Genomic DNA, 25680 nt, shown 5'->3' with positions numbered 1-25680 from the left:
ATGAATTTTAACAAAAATTGAAAGCTTTTTCAAGAGGAATTACGCAACCGTTTGCTTAAATTATAAAAAATAACAGAGCTATATAATGCCCTGCTATTTAAACTTATTTACGGATGCCTGGAGCTTGTCCCAATTCAGCTTGCAACATCCAGATTGTTTTCTCGGCGTCAGCTTGTGCAGCTGTAAAAAGATCATTGCTTGGTGCATCGCCTTCTTCATCTGTTACATCAAGTCCAACTTGGTAAAGATTTGACAAATAAGTGTAAACTTCTACCAAGCGATTCAAATGATCGGACATTGACTTATCCCAAGTTCCTACTGATTCTTCCAACTTAGAGTTATCATCAAATTCTTTCAGAGTCGAAAATGGATTGCCTCCAATAGTAATCAAACGTTCACTCATTTCATCAAGATGAGCATTTAAGCCATCCATGAGCTCATCCATCTTTGGATGAAGGTAGAAAAATCCTGAACCACGCATGTACCAATGAACTTGATGGACAATGGAAGCTGCTTTAGAAAGATCTGCCACTGCTTGATTGAGAACAGCTTTTGTTTTAACATTTTTATCAGCCGATTTAGCTGAAATATTGTGGGTAACTGAAGCGTAAATGCTTTCAACGATTGTTTGAGTCATAATACTTCTCCTTTTCTATGTCGGACTGACGTTAAATCAGTTAGTGAAACTTATTTAGAATGATTCCTATCATCCTTACACTTTTATTTTAGAACTATTCTAAATATATAGCAAATAATCTGTTTATAAATTATTTTTCGAATAAATAAGTATGATGATAATGACAAACTTAACTTTTCTCTTTTCCTCATCGCAACTGGCTTGGGCACAAGTTTACATGCTGCTACTCAGTCTTATCCTTACTCTCTATGACTGCAAATATCAGGCCTACCCTCTCCTTATCTGGCTTCTAGGAAGCTTACCTCTAACCTTTTTCTTTCCCTTACAATTGTCGACCATTCTTCTTTTACTTTTAGGAATCCTGGCAGAGCTGATTGAGTTAAAAATAGGCAGCGGTGATTTTTTCTATCTGGCCAGCCTGAGTTTAGTTTTAAATTGGCAGAAGCTTCTTTGGCTCATTCAGTTAGGCAGCTGGTTGGGAATTATCTATATCATTTTATTTAGGAAATGCAAAAAAACGATACCTTTTGTACCGTTTTTGTCCCTAGCCTATGTTCTAATCTTATTGATTTCACTTTTTTAAGTAGTTGCTTCATTTTTAGCAATGGATTCATGATTAATCTAAGTCTTTTGGAAAATGATAAAGCTGTGGGTAGTGATCGCATTCAGGATTTTTAGGATGACAAATGGCACGACCAAAACGAATCATGGCGTGGTGCGCAGCATACCATTCCTCTGGCGGTAAAACTTCCATGACCCGCTTTTCAATTTCTAATGGTGTGGCATCTTGTTTGCAAATCTGATGGTGTTTACAAATGCGACTCACATGAGTGTCAACCGCGAAGGCTGGAATTCCAAAACCAACACTCAAAACAACATTGGCAGTCTTTCGACCAACACCAGATAAACTTTCTAGCTGACTACGAGTATGGGGAACTTGTCCATTAAAATCACGAAGCAATTGTTGACTACATTGATGTAAAAAACGTGCCTTGTTGCGATAGAGCCCTAGCTTGGAAATGTAGGGCTCTATTTCTTTTGGTGTTGCTTGAGCAAAAGCTTGCGGATTGGGAAATCTTTTGAATAAAGCTGGCGTGACCTTGTTTACTGCAGCGTCTGTCGTCTGAGCAGACAACATAACGGCGACTAACAATTCAAAGTTATTGCTAAAGTCCAAGGTTGGTTTAGCATCTGGAAAGAGTTTGATAATTTCCCTAAGAACATAACGTGCTTTAGCTTTAGATAACATATAACCTGCCTTTTCTTTGTTTTTTTTTTAATAATGATAACATTATTAGCAACTTAAATCTTGTTGAACATTTACCAAAATCGGTTCTAGCTTTCTGCAATCATTACCAACGATTTGATAGCTTGACGCTTGTCCATAGCTTCATACGCTGCTTGAATATTCTCCAGGTTAAAAGATTGTGTGAAGATTTTGCCTGGATTGATTTCTCCCTTGAGAACAGCATTTAAAAGGACCGTTTTGTCATGAGTTGTGACCGAAGCAATGCCCCCGCGTAAGCCGATATTTTTCCAGAACAGTTGATTGGTGTTCAATTCTGCTTTTTGTGGCACACCTACGCGACCAATCACAGCACCTGGGCGGGCAACTTTGATTGCAGTATCTATAGATTGTTCTGTTCCAACACATTCTAAAATAGCATCTACACCACAGCCATCTGTTAAAGCCATAACTCTTTCTACCGCTTCATCGCCACGTTCTGCAACAATGTCTGTTGCACCAAACTCCAAAGCTAATTGTTGACGATCTTCGTGACGGCTCATAGCGATAATACGCTTTGCGCCCAGCATTTTAGCAGCAATGATACCGCATAAGCCAACTGCGCCATCTCCCATGACAACCACTGTATCATTCTCTTTGACTTCTGCGGTGAAGGCAGCATGATAACCCGTTGCCATCACATCAGATAAGGCCAGAAGAGAGTTTAAGGTTTCTTCAGAATAATCACTAGGCTGTCCAGGAACCTTTACCAAGCCCCAATCAGCATTGTAATAGCGGACATACTCAGCTTGATAGCCAATATTGTGTGCACCAGGATTATTTTGACAATTGCCATCAAAACCAGTTTGACAGGCAACACATCGGCCACAACCGTGGGAGAATGGAACAATGACAAAGTCTCCTTTTTTAACCTGACTGGCTCCTGTTCCAACCTCTTCAACGATACCAATCGCTTCGTGCCCTGCTAAAGTATCTTTGTCACGTTTAGCAATACCGCGATACCACCATAAGTCCGAGCCACAAACACAAGCACGTAAAACACGAATAATAGCATCCGTTTCTGTTTCTAATTCTGGTCTTGCAACCTCTTCTACTTGCATTTTCCCAGGTTCTTTAAAAATTGTTGCTTTCATGATAAGCCTCCTTTTTATATAAGGATTATTCTACGTTATTTTTGAGAAATAGACAATTAATGGATACTTTGCCTATTTTTATAGACGAAAAAATTGGTATTATCATGCGCTTATTCGACAATTTTTGAATCCTGACCCAACAGTTTCTATTTTTTAAAATGACTCCCTTGTGAAACAAAATCTGCAATATCATCAGTCTTACCTTCATGTAGACCTGCAACGATTTTAGAACCGACAATAACCCCATCTGAAGCCTTATTAAAGCGTGCGATATCTGCAGCTGTCGATACACCAAAGCCTGTTAATACTGGAATATCTGCCAACTCTGTCAGATGTGCCAAATGTTGATCAAGGTCATCACGGTAATTACCTGTTTTCCCTGTAACACCGTTGATAGCAACCGCATAGATGAAACCTTGAGCATCCTTAATCAAGGTTTTTTGCCGTTCAATCCCTGTTGTCAAACTTACCAAGGGAACCAAGGCAATATCACTTTCTTCCAAATAAGGCTTAATCATGTCTTCATGCTCATGTGGCAGATCAGGAATAATCAAGCCTTTGACAGAAGTCCCAGCCAAGTCGTCAATAAAATGCTCAATACCATATTGATAAACAGGGTTGATATAGGTCATGATAACCAGAGGCACATCAGTCCTTTGCTCCTGCAATTTCTTCACAATGGCCGTCAGATTGACACCTTTTGCCAAGCTGCGCTGACCGGCCAGTTCAATGACTGGACCATCGGCAACTGGATCGGACCATGGAATACCGACTTCAATAGCTGAAGCTCCGCTATTTTCCAAAAAAGTAATGGTTTCAAAGAGTCCGTCCAACCCCTTGTCATGGTCACCAGCCATAATATAGGGAACAAAAATTCCTCTTTTACTGTCTTTAATCGCTTGAAGATGCTGCGTTAATGTTTTTGTCATGTCTTACTCCCCTTTATTTTCTGCTTCAAAACGTTCTTTGACCTGCATAACATCCTTGTCACCACGGCCTGACAAGCAGATGATCAGCGACTGGTCCGGTCTCATATTTTTTGCAACCTTCTGTGCCAGAGCAATAGCGTGGCTAGATTCTAAGGCTGGAATAATGCCTTCTAATCGAGACAAGAGCTTGAAGCCTTCCAAGGCTTCTTCATCAGTGATGGAATCATAGGTCGCACGACCAATTTCGTTGAAATAAGAATGTTCTGGCCCAACGCCTGGATAGTCAAGGCCTGCCGAAATAGAGAAGGCTTCCATGATCTGACCGTGTTCATCTTGTAAAACATCCATAAGAGCACCGTGCAAAATTCCCGGACGTCCTTTAGCAAAGGTCGCTGCATGCTTGTCTGTATCCAAGCCTAGGCCTGAAGCCTCTGCACCGTACATAGCTACTGATTCATCATTGACAAATGGGTAGAACATACCGATAGCATTTGACCCGCCGCCAATACAAGCCATGACCGCATCAGGCAACTTGCCACCTGTTATTTCAGCAAACTGACGTTTGCTTTCTTTTCCGATAACTGATTGGAAATCACGGACAATTTCTGGAAACGGAGCTGGGCCAAGAGCTGATCCCATGATGTAGTGAGTATCATCAATGCCTGCCACCCAAGCACGCAAGGCCGCATTGACTGCATCTTTGAGCACGCGCGAACCATCCGTTACACTATGGACCTTAGCTCCTAAGAGCTCCATACGAAAAACATTGAGCGCCTGACGTTTAACATCTTCTTCACCCATGTAAATAGTGCATTCCATGTCAAACAGTGCTGCTGCGGTCGCCGTTGCGACACCGTGCTGACCTGCCCCTGTCTCAGCAATGATTTTTTTCTTACCCATGCGACGCGCTAGGAGGACTTGTCCGAGAGCATTGTTGATTTTGTGCGCCCCTGTATGATTGAGATCCTCACGTTTAAGATAAATCTGAGCTCCCCCGATATAGTCTGTCAGACGCTTAGCGTGATAAAGCGGAGTTTCACGACCAACATAATTTTTTAGGAGGTCATCTAGTTCAGCTTGAAAGGCGGGATCTGCCTTTGCTTCACGATAAGCCTTATCAAGTTCAATAACTGCTGTCATCAGCGTTTCTGGGACAAATTGCCCACCAAAATTACCATAAAATCCTTTAGCATCGGGTTGTTGATATGTCATGCTTTCACTCTTTCTATAAATTGTCTAATCTTATCTAAGTCCTTATGCCCGTCAGTTTCTACGCCAGATGACACATCCACTGCATAGGGCTGAAAAAGGGCTTGCGCTTCTCTCACATTTTCTGCTGTCAGACCGCCTGCGATAAAGCAAGGCTTCTTAATATCCTTCTTCGCTAGTAACTGCCAATCAAAGGGCTGACCACTGCCAGCCACAGGAGCGTCAAAGAGCAAAAAATCTGCTGTACTGTCAATTTGGGCTCGGTCATCTCTGATTTGGATGGCACGAATGACAGGCACTGAAATCTCTGCTATCATCTCCGCAGCGAAGTCTCCGTGAATCTGGACCAGATCAAGCTGCACCGCAGCGATAGCTTCCTCCAATTCCTGCAAGGAAGGACTGACAAAAACACCGACTTTTTGGGTGCTTGCCGGAATACCCCTTGCCAGTTCACTTGCCTGCTCTAAAGTCACCTGACGCTTACTTTTGGCAAAGACAAAGCCGATATAATCAGCACCGCTTTTAACCGCTGCCTCTACTGCCTCAAACGTTGACAGTCCACAAATCTTAACCTTTGTCAATCTGTAACTCCTTTATTTTATCTGCTACGTTATTAGCCGTCATGAGGGCTGTTCCCACCAAGATAGCATTGAAATAAGGTGCAACAGTCTGCGCATCCTCTGCTGTAAAGATTGCCGACTCTGAAACGTAAACAGGATTCTCTTTGAAGTGCGTTGACAGCTCCAAGCTGGTATTGATGTCAGTCTTAAAAGTGACCAGGTTGCGATTATTGACACCGATAATCTCAGCACCAATGCGGTGAGCAACCTCCAGTTCTGGCAGGTTGTGAGTTTCGACCAAAACCTCTAAACCAAGTCCTGTCGCAAAGTCATAGAGTTCTTTGAGGCGATCTTCTGTCAGAGCGGCTACAATCAGTAAAACCACCGTTGCCCCAGCATTGCGGCTGCGAACAATCTGTTTTTCATCAATGATAAAATCCTTAGCCAAGGTCGGAATGGCAACTGCACTTGAAATCTGACGCAGGTAATCAATGTCACCTTTGAAGAACACTCGGTCTGTCAAGACCGAAATCATGGCAGCCCCACATTCTTCATAAGTTTTTGCCTGCGCCACAATATCCACATCAAGGTTAATGTCACCCAGACTAGGACTAGCTTTCTTAACTTCAGAAATAACCTGAAGTTTATCCTCGTGGGATTTGAGGAAGTCATAGAGGCGATAAGTCTGGCGCAGTGGCTGCAGGTCTTCCATGAAAAGCTCTGCTACTTCTTTTTTCTTTTGTTCTAAAATGGTTGGTAAAAATTCTTTGCTCATACTTGTACCTCTTGCAGCTGTCTGAGTTTGGCAAGAGCTGAACCGTCTGCAAGTAACTGACGAGCTAGAGCCACACCATCCTTTATACTGTCAGCTTTGCCATTAGCATAAAAGCCAAGACCTGCATTGAGGACAGTCGTCTCAAGATAAGGGCTGGCTTCATTTTGGAGAACGTTGAGTAAAATCTTGGCATTTTCCTTTGCATCGCCGCCAACGATGTCTGCCAGTTCAACCTTTGGCATATCCAAGTCTTCATAGGTAAAGCTATGCTGGCTAATCTTGCCTTCTTCCAAGAGAGTATAGGTGTTAGTGCCATAGAGCGCAGCCTCATCCATGTTATCTGGCCCTGTGATAACAAGAGCACGTTTTCGGCCAAGTTTCTGCATGGCTTGAGCAGCGATTTCCTGCAATTCTACACGATAGAGTCCCATGAGCTGAGTGTCCAAATCAATGGGATTGGCTAGGGGACCCACCAAATTCATGATTGTTGGGATGCCCAAGGCCTGACGTGCCGGGCCGATGAAACGCATGGCTGGGTGCATGGTTTGGGCAAAAATAAAGGCCAAACCGACTTCCTTCAAGGCTTTTGACAGGGTTTCAGGGGTCGCTGCAATATTGATTCCCAAGGCTTCTAAAACATCAGCAGAGCCTGATTTTGAGGATACCGAGCGATTACCAGCCTTGGCCATTCGTACGCCTCCAGCAGCTAGAACAAAGCAGGCAGTCGTAGAAATGTTAAAACTATAAGATTGGTCACCGCCTGTACCGCAGTTACACATGGCATCATCAAAGGGCTGAGGCAACTCCGTCGCATGCTTTTTAAGGGCACGGACAATTCCCGTAATTTCAGCAGCTGTCTCTCCCTTGGTTTTTAATCCCATGAGAAAGGCAGCAATCTGACTTTCCGAGACTTCGTTTTGTAAGATTTTATCAAACAGGTCTTCAACCTGCTCTTCAGACAAATCCTTGCGGTTGGCAATTTGTGTCAAAATTTCTTTCATCATTTTCCCTCTTTCTTGATTCTTTCCAGCCTGATAGCAAGATAAATTCCCAGTTTTTTGACTCCTGCAAGCTTGCGACAAGATCTCTCCTAATCTTTTTAGATCTGTCCTTGCTGGACTAAACTATTGAGTGACTAGCCCAACAAAATTTTCAATCATCTTTAAACCATCTGGTGAACCGATACTTTCAGGGTGATATTGTAACCCATAGATGGGCAGGCTCTTGTGTTGAATCGCCATGATTTCCTGATCATCTGTCGTAATAGCTGTCACTTCAAAGTCTGCTGGCATCTCCTCAACGACGATGGAGTGGTAACGCATGATGGGGACCTCTCTGGCAATTCCCTTAAAAATAGGCGACTCAGCTTGTAGGATAATTTGGCTTTGCTTGCCATGCATGACTTGCCTGGCTAGCCCCAGTTTACCACCGAAGCTTTCAGCAATAGCTTGATGTCCCAGACAAATACCCAGAATTGGTTTTTTGCCTGCAAAATCTTGAATGAGGGCTTCCATTTTACCCGCGTCAGCTGGCCAACCTGGTCCTGGTGAAAAGACTAGGGCATCTGCTTGATGGGCTTTCTCGTGAAGTGCGTCAGCATCATTACGAAGCACTTCAACCTCCGTAAAAGTCCCCAAGTACTGGGCTAGGTTGTAGGTGAAGGAATCATAATTATCAATCAATAAAATCATCTGGCATCTCCTATTCTCGTCATGGCCTTGGCCTTGTTAATGGTTTCGTAAAATTCATTTTCAGGAAGGCTGTCATAGACAATCCCTGCTCCTGCCTGCACATAAGCCTTATTATTTTTGAGAATCATGGTACGAATGGCAATGGCAAAGTCCATATCACCACTAGCTGACAGGTAACCGATAGCTCCCGCATAGATACCACGTTTTTCTTTTTCCAGCTCATAAATGCGTTTCATAGCCCGAATTTTAGGGGCTCCTGATACTGTTCCAGCTGGTAAGGTTGACTTAAGGGCATCCATAGCGCTAAGCTCATCTAGCAGCTCAGCTTTCACTACGCTAGTCAAGTGCATGACATAGCGGAAGAATTCCACTTCCATGTATTTTGTCAGGCGAACACTACCATTTTTAGCAATCTTGCCAATATCATTGCGGCCCAAATCAACCAGCATGCGATGCTCAGCGGTTTCCTTGACATCTTGAAGCAAGTCATCAGCTAACTTGGAATCCTCTTCATCACTCTTACCTCGCGGGCGCGTCCCTGCAATAGGATTAGTAGTCACGATACTATCTTTAACAGAAACCAGACTCTCTGGACTAGCACCGATGATTTGATAGTCTTCAAAATCATAAAAATAGAGGTAATTAGAGGGATTAGTCACACGTAGATTGCGATAATAGTCTAGCGGATCACCTGAAAAATCACTTGAAAATCGTTGACTAAGGACACACTGGAACATGTCTCCCTGACGAATGAGTTCCTTAGCCTTGGTGACCATCTCTTCAAACTCAGCCTGCTCTAGATGATTTTTAAAGGTAAGACTTTCCAAATCCTGAGGGCTAAATTCATTGACCGCCTGTCTTTGCAAATCGCTAATAACCTTTGCCAAAGACTGTCTGACAGCATCATTGCTGCGCTTACTGTAGATACTGTCTTCAACAACGAAAATCTTTTCTTTTTTATGATCAAAAATCAGATAAGACTCATAAATAAAGAAATGCAAATCAGGTGTGCCAATCGTATCTTCTGGAATCTGACCGATATCCTCATAAAGACCAACCATATCATAGCCAACAAAGCCAATAGCGCCACCAGCAAAGGGCAAATCCGAGGAATGCTGTTTGACCGTCAGCTGACTCATGTAGTCCAGTGGATCAGCCTCAATAGCTCTGCCATTTTCATAAAGAGTGCCATTCTGATACTTAACCTCAAAGACGGGGTTATAAGCAATGATAGAGAAGCGGGCATTCTCACGATCACGGGGAATGGACTCCAAGATAACCTTGTGATTGCCCCGCACACGCATGTAAGCCGAAATCGGTGTCAAGGTATCTGCATTTAAAATCTTTTGCATAAAAGCCTCTTTCTATTTACTAATCATTACCATTATTTGCTCTTCTTTCCAAAGTAATGAAGGCATCAATCATAGCTCGCCAGATTGCCTCTGCAACGTCGGGTGATAAACCCACATCAACAGCTTGTTGACGGCATCTCTCAAGAATTTGAGCTACTCGGTCAGATGCTTGGATCGCCTGTTCATCATTTTTAGGTTTTAGCCATCCAGCTTCTTCAACCAAAGTTTGTCTTTTCGCTAGAAGGCGAATAAGCTGACTATCGCAGTCATCAATATCTCTTCTAACTTGAGTTAAATTTCTCATGGGCTTCTCTCCTACTTCCTTTCCAGAAAACAAAACCCTCGCACAGCAAAAACACTGTGCGAGGGCGTTAGTCAATCTAGCGCGGTGCCACCTCAATTCACGGATTTGTATAGTCTACTTCCGCAATCTCTATCTCCTCTAACAAGAAGTTGCACGATAAGGAGTGCCGTCCAGAATTCCTATGATTTAGAATTCTCATTAGTCATAAAAACAAAAAACCTCACACAGAAAAATCTGTGTGAGGACGTTAGTCAAATCTAGCGCGGTGCCACCTCAATTTACGGATTGTATAATCTACTCCCGTAATCTCTATCTCCTCTAACAAGGAGTTGCACGATAAGGGGTGCGCACCTGAAGACTATGTTTTATCTTCGTTTTATCTCATCAGCCCAATTTTCACAACTACCTGCTACTTGTTCACAGTAACCACAAGCTCTCTGAAAACAAATCCTTGCTACTTTCTGATATCTACATTCTACTACAAGAATGATAAATGTCAAGCCCTTATACCAATTTTTTCTTATTATTTCCGAATATTTTTACCTTTCAGACAGAAATAATAAGGAAATCTAGTCTTCCAATTGTAAATAAACGACTCGTTTTTCTGGAGTAATCAGAGCTTCCAAACGATTGAGGAGTAAAACTAGCCAAGTAAAAGCAAGGAGAAAGGCTGACATTTCAAAAGCTGTCAGTGACAAGTAGTGAATGACCTGAAAGGCGATTTCCAAAAGAACCAAGGCACCACCAATGACATAAGAGGTAATCATAAAGTCCTTGGTGATATTGGGGAGTAGCCATCTAACCCCGACAATCAAGGCAATGATAATATAGACTAAGTAACCCGCCATATCAGTATGAATGGCATGCGAGCTAGCATCATTGGGAAAATAACCCACCGCGCCTAAATCGAGTCCCAATAGAGTCAACAATACCCGTAGAACAATTAGCCGCCATGATTTGCCATAACGTTGACTGAGTGCCACAAAGAGGTAGTCCACCAAGGCTATCAAAATAAGAGCTGACAACATTAGTGTAATATTGAACTGCCAACTATCACGCGCCCGCTGGGTCCCTAAAAAGCTGAGGTTAACCTGCCACCAGCGCCTGCTGCTATTAGTCGCCATGGCAATCAAGACGCCGCTCATCATTATTACAGTGAAGAGGCTGGTCAACCAACTGGATTTAATAGACTTGGCCAATTGACTAAAAACCACGATGACCGCATAGGTCATAACCGCAAATAAAACGGTCGAGGTGAATTGGTCAAAGGAAGCTCCCGCAAATAATTGTCCCAAAAGCCAGGCAAAACCCAAGAGCCCCAAAACAATGATAACCGCAAACGAAGCCACAACGACTGGCAATATCCGCCAAAAAACACGGCCTTTTAAATCTCCCAGAAAATTTGCCCGATTTAAAATAAAGTGAATCGTGAAAAAAAGCAAGCCAACACCTGCACCCAACGTCAAGAGAAAGGCTGTAATCGAATAATCCCCAGTTAAGGGCACCTGCTTTATTTTCTGGGCACTAACAATAATAAAAAAGATCAGCGCAGATAGGGCTGTTGCCAAAAACATAATCCAACTGGGAAGATCTCTTATCGAGCGCTCCGCCTGCTTTTGAATAACCAAATGGTTGCTATCTAAAATTGCCTGAATAGGCTGGCCTGATACTAATTCTAACTGCTCTACCACATCATCAGGCAGGTAAAGCTGATTTCTTTTTTCCTTCAAAAAAACCTCACTTTCTACTTGTTTATTATAATATGACAGCCTGAGTTTGTAAAATACTGCTCTTTTAAAATCAAAACGACAGAGGTTGGTTTCAACTTGTTCAGGCTAGTATTCTTTTAGGAACAAGATAGGTTAGACAGATTTTAGTCACTTATCGCTTAGGCTAGCTGAACTCAAGATAAATCCCCTATAAATCGCACAATACCATTGCTAACTGGAAACAAGGCTATACAAACCGCATCAACCTATCACCACATAAAAATCATGACACAAGATGTCAAACTAAAAAGTCCTAGAGTCAAAGAAATAGCAAAATTTCCAGTAGCTATAGGACTATTATATTCATTCTGTAAATTTTTATGCTGCATCACAGCCACTCTCGTTCTTGAGCAATTTTAATGGCTTCGACACGATTGCTAGCACCTAGTTTGTTAAAGATAGAGGTCATGTAATTACGGACAGTGCCATTGGAAAGGAAAAGTTTACTCGCAATTTCCTTACTGGACTTACCGAGGGCAACCAAGTGCAAAATCTTCATCTCCTGCGAACTCAGAGGATTATCATGATTCATGATAGTCTCCATAAGCTCTGGCGAATATTCTTTCTTGCCAGCTAAAACATTGTGGATGGTTGACATAAGCTCTGAAATAGAGCGGTCTTTGAGGACATAAGCATCAACACCAGCTTTGACAGCACGCTCAAAATAACCCACGCGCTTAAACGTAGTGACCATGACAACTTTGACATTGCTGTTTTTCTTAGCCCATTCTAGAACATCAAGTCCTGTTTTCTTTGGCATTTCAATATCTAAGATAGCTACATCAATCACTTCTTTTTGTAAAATGCTAATAGCTTCTGATCCATCCTTGGCTTGTAAGACCTTGTCCACATCATCTTCCATGAGTAAAAGCTGGCAGAGGGCATCGCGCAGCATGGACTGATCTTCAGCAACTAGTAATTTCATTGTCGGCCTCCTTCTTCTAAAGTCACACGTATAAGGGTTGGATCTTGACTAGATAAAATCATGACATCTCCCGTGACCAGTTGTAAACGTTCCCTTATCGAATGCAGCTCCTCACCAGTCAACTGGCCAAACCCACAGCCATCATCGCTAACATCAACAATCAACTTGTCACCCCTGTAGAGTTTGATATGGCACTGATTGGCTCTAGCATGCTTGATGATATTGGTGGCTAATTCGCGCAAAATCATGGTCATGCTAGACTGGATAACTGGCGATAGCGCAGCTAAGTCCAGCCGATTATCTATCATCAGGTCAATCTCTGACATAGCAAACATCTCTGCGATATTGTCCAACTCTTCAGCTACCGTGCGGTATTTGAGATTGTTAATCAGCTCACGGACATTTTTCATGGACTCTTTACTAATCTGGTTGAGATCTAGCAATTCCTGACGGACAGCATCCAACTTCTCCTTGTCCAATTGCCGCAGCGCCAGCTCCGTCTTCAAGGTCATCATAGCAAAGGTATGCCCTAACGTATCGTGCAAATCACGGCCAATCCGATTGCGCTCATTTTCGGCGGCTAAGAGATTGATTGTCTCATTTTTCTGATATAGTTCATCCTGCATCTCACCTTCTACTCGCAGATTATACTGAGAGTAAGTCATAAAGAGAATGAAGATGGGAACAATGGTCACCATAACGTGTTCAATAAAGCTAGTAGCTCGTATCTCCCCGCCAATAACCGTTATCAATAGAGCTAGAAAATAGCTGAGTGCTCGATAGGATCTAACCTTATCTCGAAAACGCCAAACCAAAAGATTGCTGTGAAAAAAGAAGAACCAGGCGAATCCACCATCATAAACACACGACATGTAGACCGTGTAAGCTAGAGAATAAAGCCAAAGAACCGCAATTATCTTGTGGTAAGTCTTTGAAATTCTCACGAGAACGACATAGGAAAAAGCAAAGAGAGCTGTTGGCACTAAAGTCCATAGAGGATAACCCAGAAAAAGAGCTCCAGCAATGGGATAGGCCATAAAAATCAAAGCCAAATAATAAAGCAAGTTATAATTCTTAAAAAGGCGAAACATCATTTTACCTCAAGTTTTTTTCCGACTGCCAAAGCAATTGTTAAAACTATGATAGCATATCCTACGAGAATGAACAGGGAGCGAACAGAAAAATTATCTTTGAAGTAAGAAATAAAGAGATTGTTGAGATGGTAGGTCGGTGTAAACTTAGCAATTTTTTGCATAAAGTCAGGGAAGGTTTGTACTGGCATCCAAAGTCCACCTAAGACTGCCATGCCCATGTAGAAGATATTGGCAACTAAAGATAAGGTCTGTGAGGATTTGATGTGGGCAAAAAGGGCACCAAAAGGCATAAAACAGACTGCTCCTACAAATAAAAGCCCTGCACTCATCAGCCAATCCCCAGCAGACATATTGACACCCTTAACGAAGTGGCCGATAGCAAAAACCGCTATGATAGATAAAGCAAAATAAACCAAAATGCTCAGAATTTTGCTGACATAATATTGCCAAAGAGGAACCGGACTATGGACGATTGTTTTAAAACGATTTCCTTTACGATCTTCTTGAAAAGCATAAGGCAGGGTAAAGAAAGCAAAACTGAGACTGGAAAAGGCTGTCATTTGTATCATATATTGGCGAACCCAAAAGACTTGCTGCTCCTTAGGCATATTATCTGCCCAAATACTGGTGAAAAGCAGGAAGAAACCAATAGGCATCCCAATAGCTAAAATCAAGTCTGAAAGCGAGCGCTTATTGATAAGGTACTCCTTATATAAAATGGCTTTAAATGTTTTCATGGTCTCTCTCCTTTGCCATATCAAAAATCGTATTTAAAAGCGTACGATTGGTCATTTCAATATCCTCAATCGGGCATTTGGCTTTTGCCAGCAAGTCCCAGATGAGCTGCGGCTGTTTGGTGGTGAAGGAAATGGTATCTGTCTTAACGTTTAGGTCACTAATAGCCTGTCCTTTAATAACTGATAGGTAGTCAACAGGCAAAGTGAAGACTTTTTCCTTATCCTCAGCTCTCAAGAGATAAGGCGTTGTATCGCGCAGCAATTTTCCCTCGTGCAAGACCAAAATCCTGTCTGCCGTATGTTCCACTTCTTCAATGTAATGGCTGGAATAAATAATGGTCTTACCAGCCCTCTTTAGCTCAGCAACAATCTCCCAAAAACGCTTGCGGGTACTGGTATCCATGCCAGCTGTTGGTTCGTCTAAAATGAGAATATCAGGCTGACCCACTAACACTTGAACAAAAGTCAAGAGACGTCTCTGACCGCCAGAGAGCTTTTCAGCAAACTGATTTTTCTGCTGCGCTGTAAATTGCAGCAAATCATCAATTTCCTGATTGGATAAGGGATTAGAATAAATCGTTTTTTGAAAGTCTAAAAGCTCTGAAACTTTGAGCTTCTGCTCAGTCTGATTTTCTTGGAAAAGAATGCCAACTTTAGATTTCAGTTGCAAAGCTTGCGCTGACTGACCAAGGACCGTCACTTTTCCTCCTGTTGGCACATAATCTCCCAGCAGGCAGTTAAAGAGGGTTGTTTTTCCCGAACCGTTGGGACCAATCAAAGCCAGACAGTCACCTTCTCTGACCTCAAAAGAAATGTCCTGCAAAACTTTTTTCGTTTTAAACTGCTTGGATAAGTTTGAAACGCTCATAACAGTGTTCGTCATATTATTTTCCTCCATTTCATGTTTTTCGATCTAATAGATGACTGGACAATCACCATAAGTATCGGTAAAGATGCTCACTCCTGCAAAAAACAACTGCAACGATGCCATAAATGATGACAGAGGTTATATTTTTCATGAGATATAGCTCCCTTTCTTTATGCCTTTATTCTACTGGAAAATAGCTGCGCTTTTTAGCCTATAATGTCATGACAAGACGTGACAAAAGTCATATTGCCTAGCATGAAAAAGAGACAAGAAGACCTCCATAAACAGAATAAATACTCTCCTGTTAATATTCAACTCGCTTTCCACCCTGTGGTTTGATTCTTGAAAATACAGCATTTCCTTGAGAAAATCTGATAGTAGGAGATCAAATCGGGTAAGCCTATCAACCAATTATGAGAAGTCTAAATATACAAAAAAACCTTTAAAGAAGCAGATTCTTCCTTAAAGGTTTTACTTAGTATGAAACGCTTTTCACTCAAAATATTGTCACTTCCCCATCATGCCAGCTTGAAGCTGGTACATCTTGTGATAGGTCCCTTGCTTGGCGAGAAGTTCCTCGTGGCTGCCAGACTCAATAATCTTGCCCTTGTCCAGCACGTAAATGCAGTTGGCATCTTGGATGGTAGATAAGCGGTGGGCAATGGCAATGGTTGTGCGTCCTTGACGCATTTTGGCAAGAGAGTTTTGCACGATTTGCTCGGTTTCAGAGTCAATATTAGCTGTCGCCTCGTCCAAAATCAGGATTTTAGGCTGACTGGCCACTGTTCTGGCAAAGGCCAAGAGCTGACGCTGACCAGTTGAGAAACTTGACCCGCGTTCGGCCACTGGCGTGTCATACTTGTCAGGTAATTTCTGAATAAATTGGTCCGCATCAACAAACTCTGCCGCTTCTTGAACAGCCTCATCAGAAATATCCTGATACATTTTAATATTGGACTTAACAGTACCGTGATAGAGGAAAGGTTCTTGCAGCACCAGACCAATATTCTTGCGTAACTCTTCTTGGCTGTACTGACGAATATCCACACCGTCCAAGAGGACTTGCCCATCCTGAAATTCATAAAAACGCATAAAGACATTGATGATGGACGATTTCCCAGAACCCGTTGAACCAACAAAGGCAATGGTTTCACCCTTTTTCACTTCAAAGGAAATATCGTCCAAAATTTGATGCTTGCCATCGTAAGAAAAACTAACGTTCTTGAAGGTGATATTTCCCTCTTGAACCTTAGCTCTGCTATTTTCCTGAGAAGGCTCATAGCCAGTCTCATCGATGAGGTCGAAGACGCGCCCCGCAGAGACCATAGAGGTCTGGAGGGTAGAGAAATTCTGCGTCACTTCAATGAGTGGGTCAAAGAGACGGTTGACGTACTGGATAAAGGCGTACATGAGCCCCGCAGAAATACCAAGCTCCATGCCACGGAAACCAAAGTAGGCCATGAGGATGGCATAAGCTAGCAATTTCAAGAGGGACATGGCAGGACGAAGGAAAAGACTATCCAGCGCCATAGATTTATTAGCGTACTGGTAGTGCTCCTCGTTGATAGCTTCAAATTCATCCTTGAGACGGTCTTCTTGGCTAAAGGCCTGCACAATGCGGATTCCCTCAATGCTCTCTGCCAGCTTGGAATTAATATCAGACAAGAGCGATCTGGTCTTGGCAATGACTTGCACAGACTTTTTGCGGTAGAGATTAACCAAGATAAAGATGAAAGGCAGGAAAAGCGCTACCCAGCCTGTCAGCACCGCGTTCAGACGCAACATGGTCAGTAACGTCACTGTGAAAATGAAAATAGCTGAAATGAAGCTGGACAAAATTCCTGAGAACATATCGCTGATGGCCTCGGTGTCATTGGTGATGCGCGACACAATCGATCCTGCTGGCGTCTTGTCAAAATAAGACATACCCAATCGCTCCATATTGGCAAAGGCATCACGACGAATGTCACGAACAATACTATAAGACACACGCGCAAAGAAGAGATTACCAAAATACTGAATGAGGGTCTGCAAGACATACATGAGATAGTAGCCCAGCAAAATTAGCATAGCCGTCTGATTGATATTCTTCAAGAAATGGTCAATAAAGTAGGAAGCAATCAGCGGAATCAGACTCTTAACGACTGTCGTCAAAAGTAAGAGCCCCAAAGCTAGCGCTGTCAGCCATTTGTATGACTTAAGATAGGACATGAGACGCTTAAACACGCGCCATTGATTGGCATTATTTTTCATCGCTGTCCTCCATTTCTAATTGTTGGGCTTCATAGGTATCTGCGTACCAGCCACCCTGAGCCAAAAGCTCTTCATGCTTGCCTCGCTCAATGATATGACCATCCTGCATGACCAAGATGAGATCAGCGTGTACCACCGCTGACAAACGGTGAGCCGTAATAATAGTTGTCTTATCTTGACGTGTTTCTTTGAGATTTTCGATAATAGCATGCTCAGTCTTAGCATCTACCGCTGACAAACTATCATCCAAAATCAAAATCTCTGGATCCAAAATCATGGCACGACTCATGGCAATCCGCTGCTTCTGACCACCAGATAGACTGACACCTTTTTCACCGATAAGGGTATCAAATCCCTCAGGCATAGCCATAATGTCATCATAGACTTGTGACAATTTGGTGGCTTCTTCTACTTTGGACAATGGCAGAGCAGGATCTCCAAAGCGAACATTCTCTAGGATAGTTGTCGCAAAAAGAAACTGATCCTGAGGCACGTAGCCAATCAAGTGCCTTAAGTCAGCCAATTTGTAGTCACAAATATCATGACCGTTAAGTTTAATCATACCGCAGTTTACATTATACTCACGCAGGAGCAACTTAATCAAGCTAGTCTTACCAGAACCAGTCTGACCAACCAAACCAAGGGTCTGTCCCTTTTCAAGTACAAAGTGGATATCAGCTAGCGTTTCTTCATCCTCATAACGGAAGTCATTGATGTCGTATTCCAGACGGCCATTAAGCGCAGGCGTCACAGGATGTTCAGGATCTTGAATATCGGACTCCTGTTCAAGCAAGTCATTGATTCGCTCATAAGAAACCGTTCCACGCTGCACCATGTTAAAAAGAAAACCAATAGCCATCAGCGGCCAGACCAACATATCCAGATAAGTGATAAAGGTCACCAGACTACCGACAGTCACCTGACCGGCAGAAATCATGAAGGCACCCACCAACAAGGTTAAAACATAAGATGCCCCGATAAACAAAAGCACCAAAGGATCAAACATGACATCGTACTTCATGGTAGTCATGTTCTTCTCAAAAGTCATCTCATTAGTTTCTTGGAAAGAGCGGAGCTCATCAGCTTGGTAGCCAAAAGACTTGGTAACTTTAATCCCAGACACCGATTCCTGAACCTTATTATTAAGCTCTGAAAAGGCAGCCTGCGATTCACCAAAAGCTTTATGCGTTTTTCGTCCCAAGCGACTGGTAGCAAAAGCCATAAAAGGCAGAGGAATAACCGCAACCAAGGTCATCTGCCAAGAAATAGTGAAAAACATAGTCGCCAGAGTAACCAAGGCCGTAATAGAAGCATCAACAGCCGACATGACACCACCACCAGCCAGACGGGTAAGCGCATTGATATCATTGGTAGCGTGAGCCATCAAATCACCTGTACGGTAATTTTGATAGAAAGAAGGAGACATTTTGGTGAACTGCTCAAACAGCCTGCGACGCATCAACTGCCCCAGACGGTAAGACGTTCCAAAAATATACATGCGCCAGATGTAGCGCAAAAGATACATAGCAAGAGCCGCTAAGACCAGCCAAAGCAGACTCCATAGCAATTGGGAATGCGTCAGGTGACCATCTGTGATACCATCAATAACACTCCCCATGATTTTAGGAGGAATCAGATTTAGCACTGCAACTAGACTCAAGGCTAAGATTCCTACAAGATAGCGACGCTTCTCCAAACGGAAAAACCACCACAATTTCTTAATGATAGACATAAAATCCTTTCTTTAACTAAGATACAAGGCCGTTAAACGTTTCTATGAAGTGAAGAGATTTGACGTAGAGCCATGACCTTGAAAAAGTCAAAGAGACCTTTCCTATTTTTCACAGAAACATAGATATGCTCAATTACTAGGATACAATGGGCGCTAAGCAAACCGTATAAAAGTAGTAACAAATACGATTATTATACACCCTTACGCGGGCTCCAAGTCAAGCTTTTTGATTTCAAAAGAAATAAGACGGCTTTTGGTCGTCTTACTTCACTTTATTTTTCAGTTTTCCCACTAAGTACCGGTAGCAAACGAGCGCCAAAGCACCGCCCAAACTATTGGTCCAGAGGTCATCAATTTCAAAGACGCGGTTAGCATCAAACAGCAAATCAATGACAACCTGAGTGCATTCAATAAAGAGACTCATACAAAAAGCAGTTAACAAAATCCTCTTCCAAGAGCGCAGCTTAGGAAAGAGTGCCAGCATTCCCAAAAGCAGCGGGAAGAGCAGCAAAACATTAACTAAATTTTGACCAATGACCCAGAAAAGTTCTCGCGGAGTGTTTAGCTGACCCAAGTTGACAAAGGAATTAAAGGGTATTAATAGAACAACCACCCTACCAAAATGCTGAATACCTGGAGTCTCTACTCCGCTAATTTGATGCTGTGGTCCAAAACACATATAAGCAATAGCCAGAACATAGAGACTAAGCAAAATCCAGGTAGTCTTGCGTCCCCAGGTTGTCAGCTCTGCTTTTTCATCAAAAAAACATCTCATTATTTAGCGGTCTCAGCCATTGCTTTTTGGCGGTCACGTTTCATGGTATTTGAACGCAACTGACCACAAGCCGCATCAATATCGGTACCATGTTCTTGACGGACCACGCAATTGACGCCGTTTTTCTTAAGAACATCGTAGAAAGCTGCAACGCGTTCTTTAGTTGAACGACTGTATTGATCATGTTCGGTAACTGGGTTATAAGGAATGAGGTTGATGTAAGATAGTTTGCGAATTTTCTTGGTCAAATCTGCCAATTCCTGAGCATTTTCAGGATTATCATTAACACCGTTTAACATGATATATTCAAAGGTCACACGACGGTTAGTCGTTTCAATATAGTATTCAATAGCCGCAAAAAGTTTTTCCAATGGAAATGAGCGATTGATTTTCATGATGCTTGAGCGCAGCTCGTTGTTTGGCGCGTGAAGAGAAACCGCCAGGTTAACTTGCACACCTTCGTTGGCAAAGTCACGGATTTTATGAGCTAAACCTGATGTTGACACAGTGATGTGGCGGGCACCGATGGCAAGACCGTTATCGTCATTGATGGTACGCAAGAACTTCAGCACATTGTCATAATTGTCAAACGGTTCACCGATTCCCATGACCACAACATGACTGACGCGTTCGCCTTCGCCACGGTCATCAAAATATTTTTGTACCAACATGATTTGGGCGGTGATTTCGCCATTATTGAGGTCACGTTGCTTTTTGATCAAGCCGCTGGCGCAGAAAGTACAGCCAATGTTACAGCCAACCTGAGTCGTCACACAAACTGACAAGCCATAATGCTGACGCATGAGAACAGTCTCAATCAGCATACCATCTGGCAACTCAAATAAATACTTAACTGTTCCATCTGCTGATTCTTGAACGATCCGTTGTTTCAATGGATTGACGCAGAAGTTTTCATTTAAAACTGCGATAAAATCTTTAGAAATATTGGTCATCTCTTCAAAAGATTGGACACGTTTGCGGTAGAGCCAGTCCCAAATTTGAGTGGCACGGAATTTCTTCTCACCATGGGCGATTGCCCAGTCGATCAATTCATCACGCGTTAGACTATAAATGGATGGCTTATAACCTGGTGTATCTTCCACACGCTTGCGACGGTCTGGGCGCTTTTTTTGAACTTCAATTGTTTCTGACATTTACTTCTCCTTTTTTCTGATGACAAAATGTTGCTTGGCAGAGTTGATTTCACGTTCCTGCTTCTGCTTCATCAAACGCTCTTGGCGGCGTTTATTTTCTTTCTTTTTTTGGCTGGTAAAAAATTTATTATCTACTGTTTTTTGGTTTCCTGAGCGTTTGGAACGATTTTTACGACGTCGCGCTGGGCGTTCCTCTTCAAATTTTACCTCATGAGGTTGAGGATTTTCTAAGATAAAATAAGCACAACCAAAATTGCAATATTCCTTGATATAATCTTCCAAGCGAGAGATACGATTGGACTTCTTGACATCCTTGTCATCCTTGTAAAATCCTTTGAGACGCAATTGATCGTTGCCCCAATCTCCAACGATATAGTCGTATTTGAGAAGAATTTCTGAGAAACGTTGGCTAAAGACAGTAGCATCAAAAGCATTCTTCTCATTTTCCAAAATAAGAAACTCAATGTCATCACTCTTGACATGATTATCAAAAGAAATAAATTGCGGTCCAGGAAATTTATTATAATTATAGAGTTCAGGAGAAATTTCCTTTCTCATAAGTCTCCTTTCATAGATTTTTTTCGTAAATAGTCTTCCAAAACTTCCCTCAATAAGTGTGGAAAAAGTAATTCTGCTTTCTTTGAATGAATCGTTTCAAAGTAGGAAGCAAAGCAATATTGGTCAACAACTACCAGCTGAAGACGGTCTTTTTTGTTTATAACCTGTTTATTATACACTATTTTTCCATTTTTGTAAGCAAAGCCACTGCACAAAACTTGACCAAACTCTTTACCGCGAAATCCCATACCACGAATTTCTTGCCGCGCTAGCAATTTTCCTTGTGAATAAACATCACGGCAAATGGCTTCTAATTCTTCCAAGGTCACATCAATCTTGGCTAGCCGCATCTGATGAGGAAGCGCATGGTGCAAAGTGTCACGGGTAATTCTGGCAGGGAAGGGATTAACAACCAGCCCAGAATTCGTAAGAACCACGTCTGCTTTAGCATAATCCAACATGGCATCCATCAGTAGCTGGCAAGATTCTTGTAAATCCAAGGCTTGAGGCAAGTCTGTTAAAAGAAACTGGTCTAAAAGCTGACGCCCCTTAGTAGTAAAATCTTGGATCCAAATCTTGTCCAGAGGCTCAGAAGGCAAATAACTAGTCTCATGGGCTACGATGTCAATAGCATCTAAACGATGCTGATCAAAAGTCAGATTAATCTCACCTACAAATTGACCGTACTTGCCAGCAGCTGCCAGATAAGTCCCATTTAATTCACCCCCCTCTTCAAAAACGTGGTGGGTATGAGCCCCAATGATTAAATCAATTTGAGGATAAACTTGCGTAATCTTTTCATCTACTTTGATACCTAGATGACTCATTAAAATGCGAAAATCAGCTGTCTTCACTTCTGGAACAGCTAAATCTCTCTCTAAACAAGACAAAGGATCCTCAACAGCCCAACCATTTGGCTGATAAGTTAAATAGTAAGGAAATGTATAAGCTAAGAAAGCAATCTTAGTTCCCAAACGTGTCTCGTAAATGTAGTAAGGCTTAGCCCAAGAGGGGCGTTCCTCCCTGTCGGTTAGATTATTAAGAATGACATGAAACTGAGCCTGATCATAAACCTGATTAAGCTCTGTTTTTGATAGACCTATCCCTTCATTATTACCAATCGTTGCTAAATCAATTCCTAGTTCATTCATCAATTCAATATTAGCACGCCCAGCCGTAACAGCTGTCATGGGATGACTTTTGTCAATATTATCGCCCAAATCAAGCCTAATAACTTCAGCATCACAAACTGAATGCTCAGCAAAAAAACGTTTGATTTTAGGATAGGCTTCAAAGTGAGAATGTAAGTCATTAATATGGAGAATACGCAGATTTTCTTTCATAGGCCTATTATAACACGATAAATAAATTGTTGTGTCTATCAAGTCGTCCTTAAATGAAGTTGAGATGGTGCAAATGTATTCACGTCTGTGTCAAATGAAGTTGGGGCCGTGCAACTTGTGTTTGCCTCTTTGCAAAGAGGATCACAAAACACTTTATGGCTATATCTAAAATAAAGCAGAATATGATGCTTAGTTCCAGAAAATCTAGCCTTGCAGCTATTCAATGGCATCCGTATCGGCTAGGTCAAAAATATTAATCGTTGTAAAAAGAAAGACACTAGCTATCCATCGGAAGAGATAGAATCTGTCACCTTTGAAAAAAACAAAGAAAAACTATAATCAGAAAAATAAAAAACACAAGTTCCTTTTGGAAACATTTCCAGATAGGAGCATGTGTTTATTTGGTTAATCATTTTATTGAGAAAACTTGTAAGATTAGAATATTATTTTGTTTTTTTCAAATAGTCAATGGCATCCTGAACTGTCTTAACAGGGACAATTTTCATCTTGCTGCCCAATTTCTTAGCTACTGCTTTGGCCTCTTGATAGTTGGATTGAGCATTGGGATTTGCTTTCTTCATAGCTTTGGTAACAGGGTTATTCGGTACAAAAAAGATCTCCGCACCCGCTTGATCAGCTGCAACGACCTTAAGACCAGCTCCGCCGATGTCGCCAACCTTACCATCTTGCTCAATCGTTCCAGTACCTGCAATGACACGCCCCTTACGTAGGTCTTCATGATTGACTTGATCATAAATATCTAACGTGAACATCAGTCCCGCACTTGGTCCACCGACATTAGCCGTATTAAAATCAACAGCGGTGTCTGATGCCACTTCTGTATGGTCAACTAGCCCAATACCAATACCGTTTTTGCCATTTGATAGTTTGATAATCTTACCGTCAGCTGACTTTTTCTTACCATTTGTAGTGTATTGGACACTGACCTTGTCACCAATAGCCATCCCGCCCACATATTTAATCAGCTCTGCTGAACTTTTAAAGGTTTTATGATTAACACCCGTAACCGTGTCGGCCAAGTTTAAAACGCCCTTGAAAGTGGAATTTTTGCTGACATTAAGAACATAAACGCCCTGATAATCTAAAGATACCTTTTTGCCAGCTAAGGTCATAGCTTGATAGGTGGCCTCATTCTGCGACGTTTCCATGTAAAATTGGTTAATCCGCATGTAGTCTGCGTCACTATAACCTCCTGTCGTATCTTCCACACTTGTCAATTCTGTAAAAGGCGTCAGCCAAGCATAAATCACTTGCGCAAGGGTAGCACGGCTGACAGTCACGGCAACAAAATTATAAGAGCCTTTGGCGTCATCCTCTTTCTTGTCAACTGTCAGCACACTACGAATGTCATAGGCTCCGCCAGGCATTTCCAAATAATAGGGGAGGGGATAAAAGAGGCAAAAGAGGCCAAAGATAAGAGCTGCTAGTCCGACAAGCCACCATTTAAATCGTCTGATAAAGCCTACTTTTTTCTTAGGTTCACTGATTGCTTGGTTTTCCAAATTTTTTCTCCACTTTTCTAACAACACTTGCAGGCACGTATTTACCAAGGAGGTCAGACTTGAAATGAATCAATTCACGTACATGTGTTGAGCTAATGTATTTCATCTCCAAGCGCGTGAGGAGATAAATCGTTTCAAGTTCTGGGGCTAATTCATGATTGAAGAAATTCAGACGCGCTTCATGCTCCAAATCTTCTGAGCCGCGCAAGCCCCTCACCAAATGAGTTGCCTTCAACTGCCTAGCCACATCAACAGCCAAGCTATTTGCGGCGGTCACTATTGTGACATTGTCAAGATCAGTCAGGGATTCCTCCAACATGGACTGACGCTCCTCAATACTAAAGAGCCCTTGCTTATCCTTATTGTAAAGGATACCGACATAAAGTTTATCAAAAAGGGCACTAGCACGCTTGATAATGTCCACATGACCCTTGGTCACTGGGTCAAAGGACCCTGCAAAAAATCCAATTTTATCTGACATATACCGTCACCTTACTAATGCCATAAACTTTTTGTTTCCAAATGCCAACTGAGGCTATCTCTTCAGGAAGATCAACCGCCTTGTCCGTTTCACAAACAATCATGACATTTTCCGCCAAAAGATTGCGTTCATCCAAGCTTTCAATCGTCTTGACAATTTCCTCCCTGGCATAGGGCGGGTCTAGCAACACCAGATTAAATGCTCCTGTCACCGTCTTCAAGGCGTGCTTAGCATCCATCTTTAAAAGCTGAAATTGCTGGACACTCTTAGTCATCTTGATATTTTCTTGGATAATGGCTTGCGCTCTACGGTCTTTTTCCACCAGCACAGCAGTGTCCATTCCACGTGAGATAGCCTCGATAGCTAGGCTGCCGCTACCAGAATACAAATCAAGCACACGCCCACCATCAAAGAAAGGTCCAATCATATTATAAATAGCACCCTTTACCTTGTCTGTCGTTGGACGCGTCGTTTTACCATCTAGTGTTCTTAGCGGACGTCCGCCAAATTTTCCTGCTACAACTCTCATAAGAAATATTATAACAGAAAAATAAAAGATTTGGCTAAAATCCCTATACAACGATTTTTACGAAAGGGTTTACAAAATTATAAAGAAGTTGCATAATATATTT

General features: G+C 42.2%; 25 protein-coding genes. All 25 read right to left on the bottom strand.

The genetic code is table 11. The annotated features are described in order from the left end of the window. Positions 1-103: 103 nt before the first annotated feature. The 25 genes from dpr to rsmD all read right to left on the bottom strand — a co-directional run bounded on the left by dpr (position 104) and on the right by rsmD (position 25577). Positions 104-637 carry a DNA starvation/stationary phase protection protein gene (dpr, locus tag A3GS_RS0109305; RefSeq protein WP_018365133.1) on the bottom strand — a complete coding sequence of 178 codons (534 nt, stop codon included), beginning with the start codon at positions 635-637 and terminating at the stop codon, positions 104-106. Positions 638-1253: 616 nt separating this feature from the next. Next, entirely contained in the window at positions 1254-1886 is a 633-nt protein-coding gene (gene nth / locus A3GS_RS0109295) for an endonuclease III (protein ID WP_018365131.1), read from the bottom strand. A gap of 86 nt (positions 1887-1972) precedes the next feature. Continuing rightward, positions 1973-3016: a zinc-dependent alcohol dehydrogenase family protein gene (locus A3GS_RS0109290; RefSeq protein WP_018365130.1), complete on the bottom strand. Its 1044-nt coding sequence runs from the start codon at positions 3014-3016 to the stop codon at positions 1973-1975. A 146-nt stretch (positions 3017-3162) separates the two neighbouring features. Next, a complete protein-coding gene (trpA, locus tag A3GS_RS0109285) occupies positions 3163-3945 on the bottom strand; it encodes a tryptophan synthase subunit alpha (RefSeq protein WP_018365129.1) in 783 nt (260 codons plus the stop codon). Positions 3946-3948: 3 nt separating this feature from the next. Next, positions 3949-5157 (bottom strand): tryptophan synthase subunit beta, encoded by a 1209-nt coding sequence (trpB, locus tag A3GS_RS0109280; RefSeq protein WP_018365128.1) that lies wholly within the window; start codon positions 5155-5157, stop codon positions 3949-3951. Beyond that, positions 5154-5735: a phosphoribosylanthranilate isomerase gene (locus tag A3GS_RS0109275; RefSeq protein WP_018365127.1), complete on the bottom strand. Its 582-nt coding sequence runs from the start codon at positions 5733-5735 to the stop codon at positions 5154-5156. Before A3GS_RS0109275 ends, trpB begins: the two co-directional genes overlap by 4 nt. Further along, complete coding sequence (gene trpC, locus A3GS_RS0109270) at positions 5722-6489, bottom strand: indole-3-glycerol phosphate synthase TrpC (RefSeq protein ID WP_018365126.1); 768 nt, start codon at positions 6487-6489, stop codon at positions 5722-5724. Before trpC ends, A3GS_RS0109275 begins: the two co-directional genes overlap by 14 nt. Further along, positions 6486-7490, bottom strand: coding sequence for an anthranilate phosphoribosyltransferase (gene trpD, locus A3GS_RS0109265; protein WP_026216350.1), 1005 nt, complete (start codon positions 7488-7490; stop codon positions 6486-6488). Before trpD ends, trpC begins: the two co-directional genes overlap by 4 nt. 123 nt (positions 7491-7613) lie before the next feature. After that, positions 7614-8180 carry an aminodeoxychorismate/anthranilate synthase component II gene (locus tag A3GS_RS0109260; RefSeq protein WP_018365124.1) on the bottom strand — a complete coding sequence of 189 codons (567 nt, stop codon included), beginning with the start codon at positions 8178-8180 and terminating at the stop codon, positions 7614-7616. Next, positions 8177-9532, bottom strand: coding sequence for an anthranilate synthase component I (gene trpE / locus A3GS_RS0109255; protein ID WP_018365123.1), 1356 nt, complete (start codon positions 9530-9532; stop codon positions 8177-8179). The genes A3GS_RS0109260 and trpE overlap by 4 nt, the downstream gene beginning before the upstream one ends. A gap of 19 nt (positions 9533-9551) precedes the next feature. Continuing rightward, on the bottom strand, positions 9552-9836 hold the full coding sequence (locus A3GS_RS0109250; protein ID WP_018365122.1) for a chorismate mutase: 285 nt from the start codon (positions 9834-9836) through the stop codon (positions 9552-9554). Positions 9837-10405: 569 nt separating this feature from the next. Beyond that, complete coding sequence (locus A3GS_RS0109245; protein ID WP_018365121.1) at positions 10406-11566, bottom strand: hypothetical protein; 1161 nt, start codon at positions 11564-11566, stop codon at positions 10406-10408. Between the two features lie 367 nt (positions 11567-11933). After that, the gene (locus A3GS_RS0109240; RefSeq protein WP_018365120.1) at positions 11934-12530 is read right to left on the bottom strand and encodes a response regulator transcription factor; all 597 of its coding nucleotides are present in this window, start codon (positions 12528-12530) and stop codon (positions 11934-11936) included. Continuing rightward, entirely contained in the window at positions 12527-13621 is a 1095-nt protein-coding gene (locus A3GS_RS0109235) for a sensor histidine kinase (RefSeq protein ID WP_018365119.1), read from the bottom strand. Before A3GS_RS0109235 ends, A3GS_RS0109240 begins: the two co-directional genes overlap by 4 nt. After that, the gene (locus tag A3GS_RS0109230) at positions 13621-14361 is read right to left on the bottom strand and encodes an ABC transporter permease (protein ID WP_018365118.1); all 741 of its coding nucleotides are present in this window, start codon (positions 14359-14361) and stop codon (positions 13621-13623) included. The genes A3GS_RS0109235 and A3GS_RS0109230 overlap by 1 nt, the downstream gene beginning before the upstream one ends. Then, the gene (locus A3GS_RS0109225; protein ID WP_018365117.1) at positions 14348-15244 is read right to left on the bottom strand and encodes an ABC transporter ATP-binding protein; all 897 of its coding nucleotides are present in this window, start codon (positions 15242-15244) and stop codon (positions 14348-14350) included. The genes A3GS_RS0109230 and A3GS_RS0109225 overlap by 14 nt, the downstream gene beginning before the upstream one ends. Positions 15245-15736: 492 nt before the next feature. Then, positions 15737-17482, bottom strand: coding sequence for an ABC transporter ATP-binding protein (locus tag A3GS_RS0109220; protein WP_018365116.1), 1746 nt, complete (start codon positions 17480-17482; stop codon positions 15737-15739). After that, the gene (locus A3GS_RS0109215; protein ID WP_018365115.1) at positions 17472-19214 is read right to left on the bottom strand and encodes an ABC transporter ATP-binding protein; all 1743 of its coding nucleotides are present in this window, start codon (positions 19212-19214) and stop codon (positions 17472-17474) included. The genes A3GS_RS0109220 and A3GS_RS0109215 overlap by 11 nt, the downstream gene beginning before the upstream one ends. Before the next feature lie 262 nt (positions 19215-19476). Next, on the bottom strand, positions 19477-19989 hold the full coding sequence (locus A3GS_RS0109210) for a VanZ family protein (RefSeq protein ID WP_018365114.1): 513 nt from the start codon (positions 19987-19989) through the stop codon (positions 19477-19479). Beyond that, positions 19989-21143: a dual-specificity RNA methyltransferase RlmN gene (gene rlmN / locus A3GS_RS0109205; RefSeq protein WP_018365113.1), complete on the bottom strand. Its 1155-nt coding sequence runs from the start codon at positions 21141-21143 to the stop codon at positions 19989-19991. The genes A3GS_RS0109210 and rlmN overlap by 1 nt, the downstream gene beginning before the upstream one ends. Further along, positions 21144-21701, bottom strand: coding sequence for a YutD family protein (locus A3GS_RS0109200; RefSeq protein WP_018365112.1), 558 nt, complete (start codon positions 21699-21701; stop codon positions 21144-21146). Next, positions 21698-23044 carry a bifunctional metallophosphatase/5'-nucleotidase gene (locus tag A3GS_RS0109195; protein ID WP_018365111.1) on the bottom strand — a complete coding sequence of 449 codons (1347 nt, stop codon included), beginning with the start codon at positions 23042-23044 and terminating at the stop codon, positions 21698-21700. Before A3GS_RS0109195 ends, A3GS_RS0109200 begins: the two co-directional genes overlap by 4 nt. A gap of 443 nt (positions 23045-23487) precedes the next feature. After that, positions 23488-24567 (bottom strand): SepM family pheromone-processing serine protease, encoded by a 1080-nt coding sequence (locus tag A3GS_RS0109190; RefSeq protein WP_018365110.1) that lies wholly within the window; start codon positions 24565-24567, stop codon positions 23488-23490. Then, entirely contained in the window at positions 24545-25048 is a 504-nt protein-coding gene (coaD, locus tag A3GS_RS0109185; protein WP_018365109.1) for a pantetheine-phosphate adenylyltransferase, read from the bottom strand. The genes A3GS_RS0109190 and coaD overlap by 23 nt, the downstream gene beginning before the upstream one ends. Next, positions 25038-25577 (bottom strand): 16S rRNA (guanine(966)-N(2))-methyltransferase RsmD, encoded by a 540-nt coding sequence (gene rsmD, locus A3GS_RS0109180; protein WP_018365108.1) that lies wholly within the window; start codon positions 25575-25577, stop codon positions 25038-25040. Before rsmD ends, coaD begins: the two co-directional genes overlap by 11 nt. Between the last annotated feature and the right edge of the window lie 103 nt (positions 25578-25680).

This window comes from Streptococcus caballi DSM 19004, assembly GCF_000379985.1.
Lineage (GTDB): Bacteria > Bacillota > Bacilli > Lactobacillales > Streptococcaceae > Streptococcus > Streptococcus caballi.
This window is presented reverse-complemented; position numbering and strand designations above follow the sequence as displayed.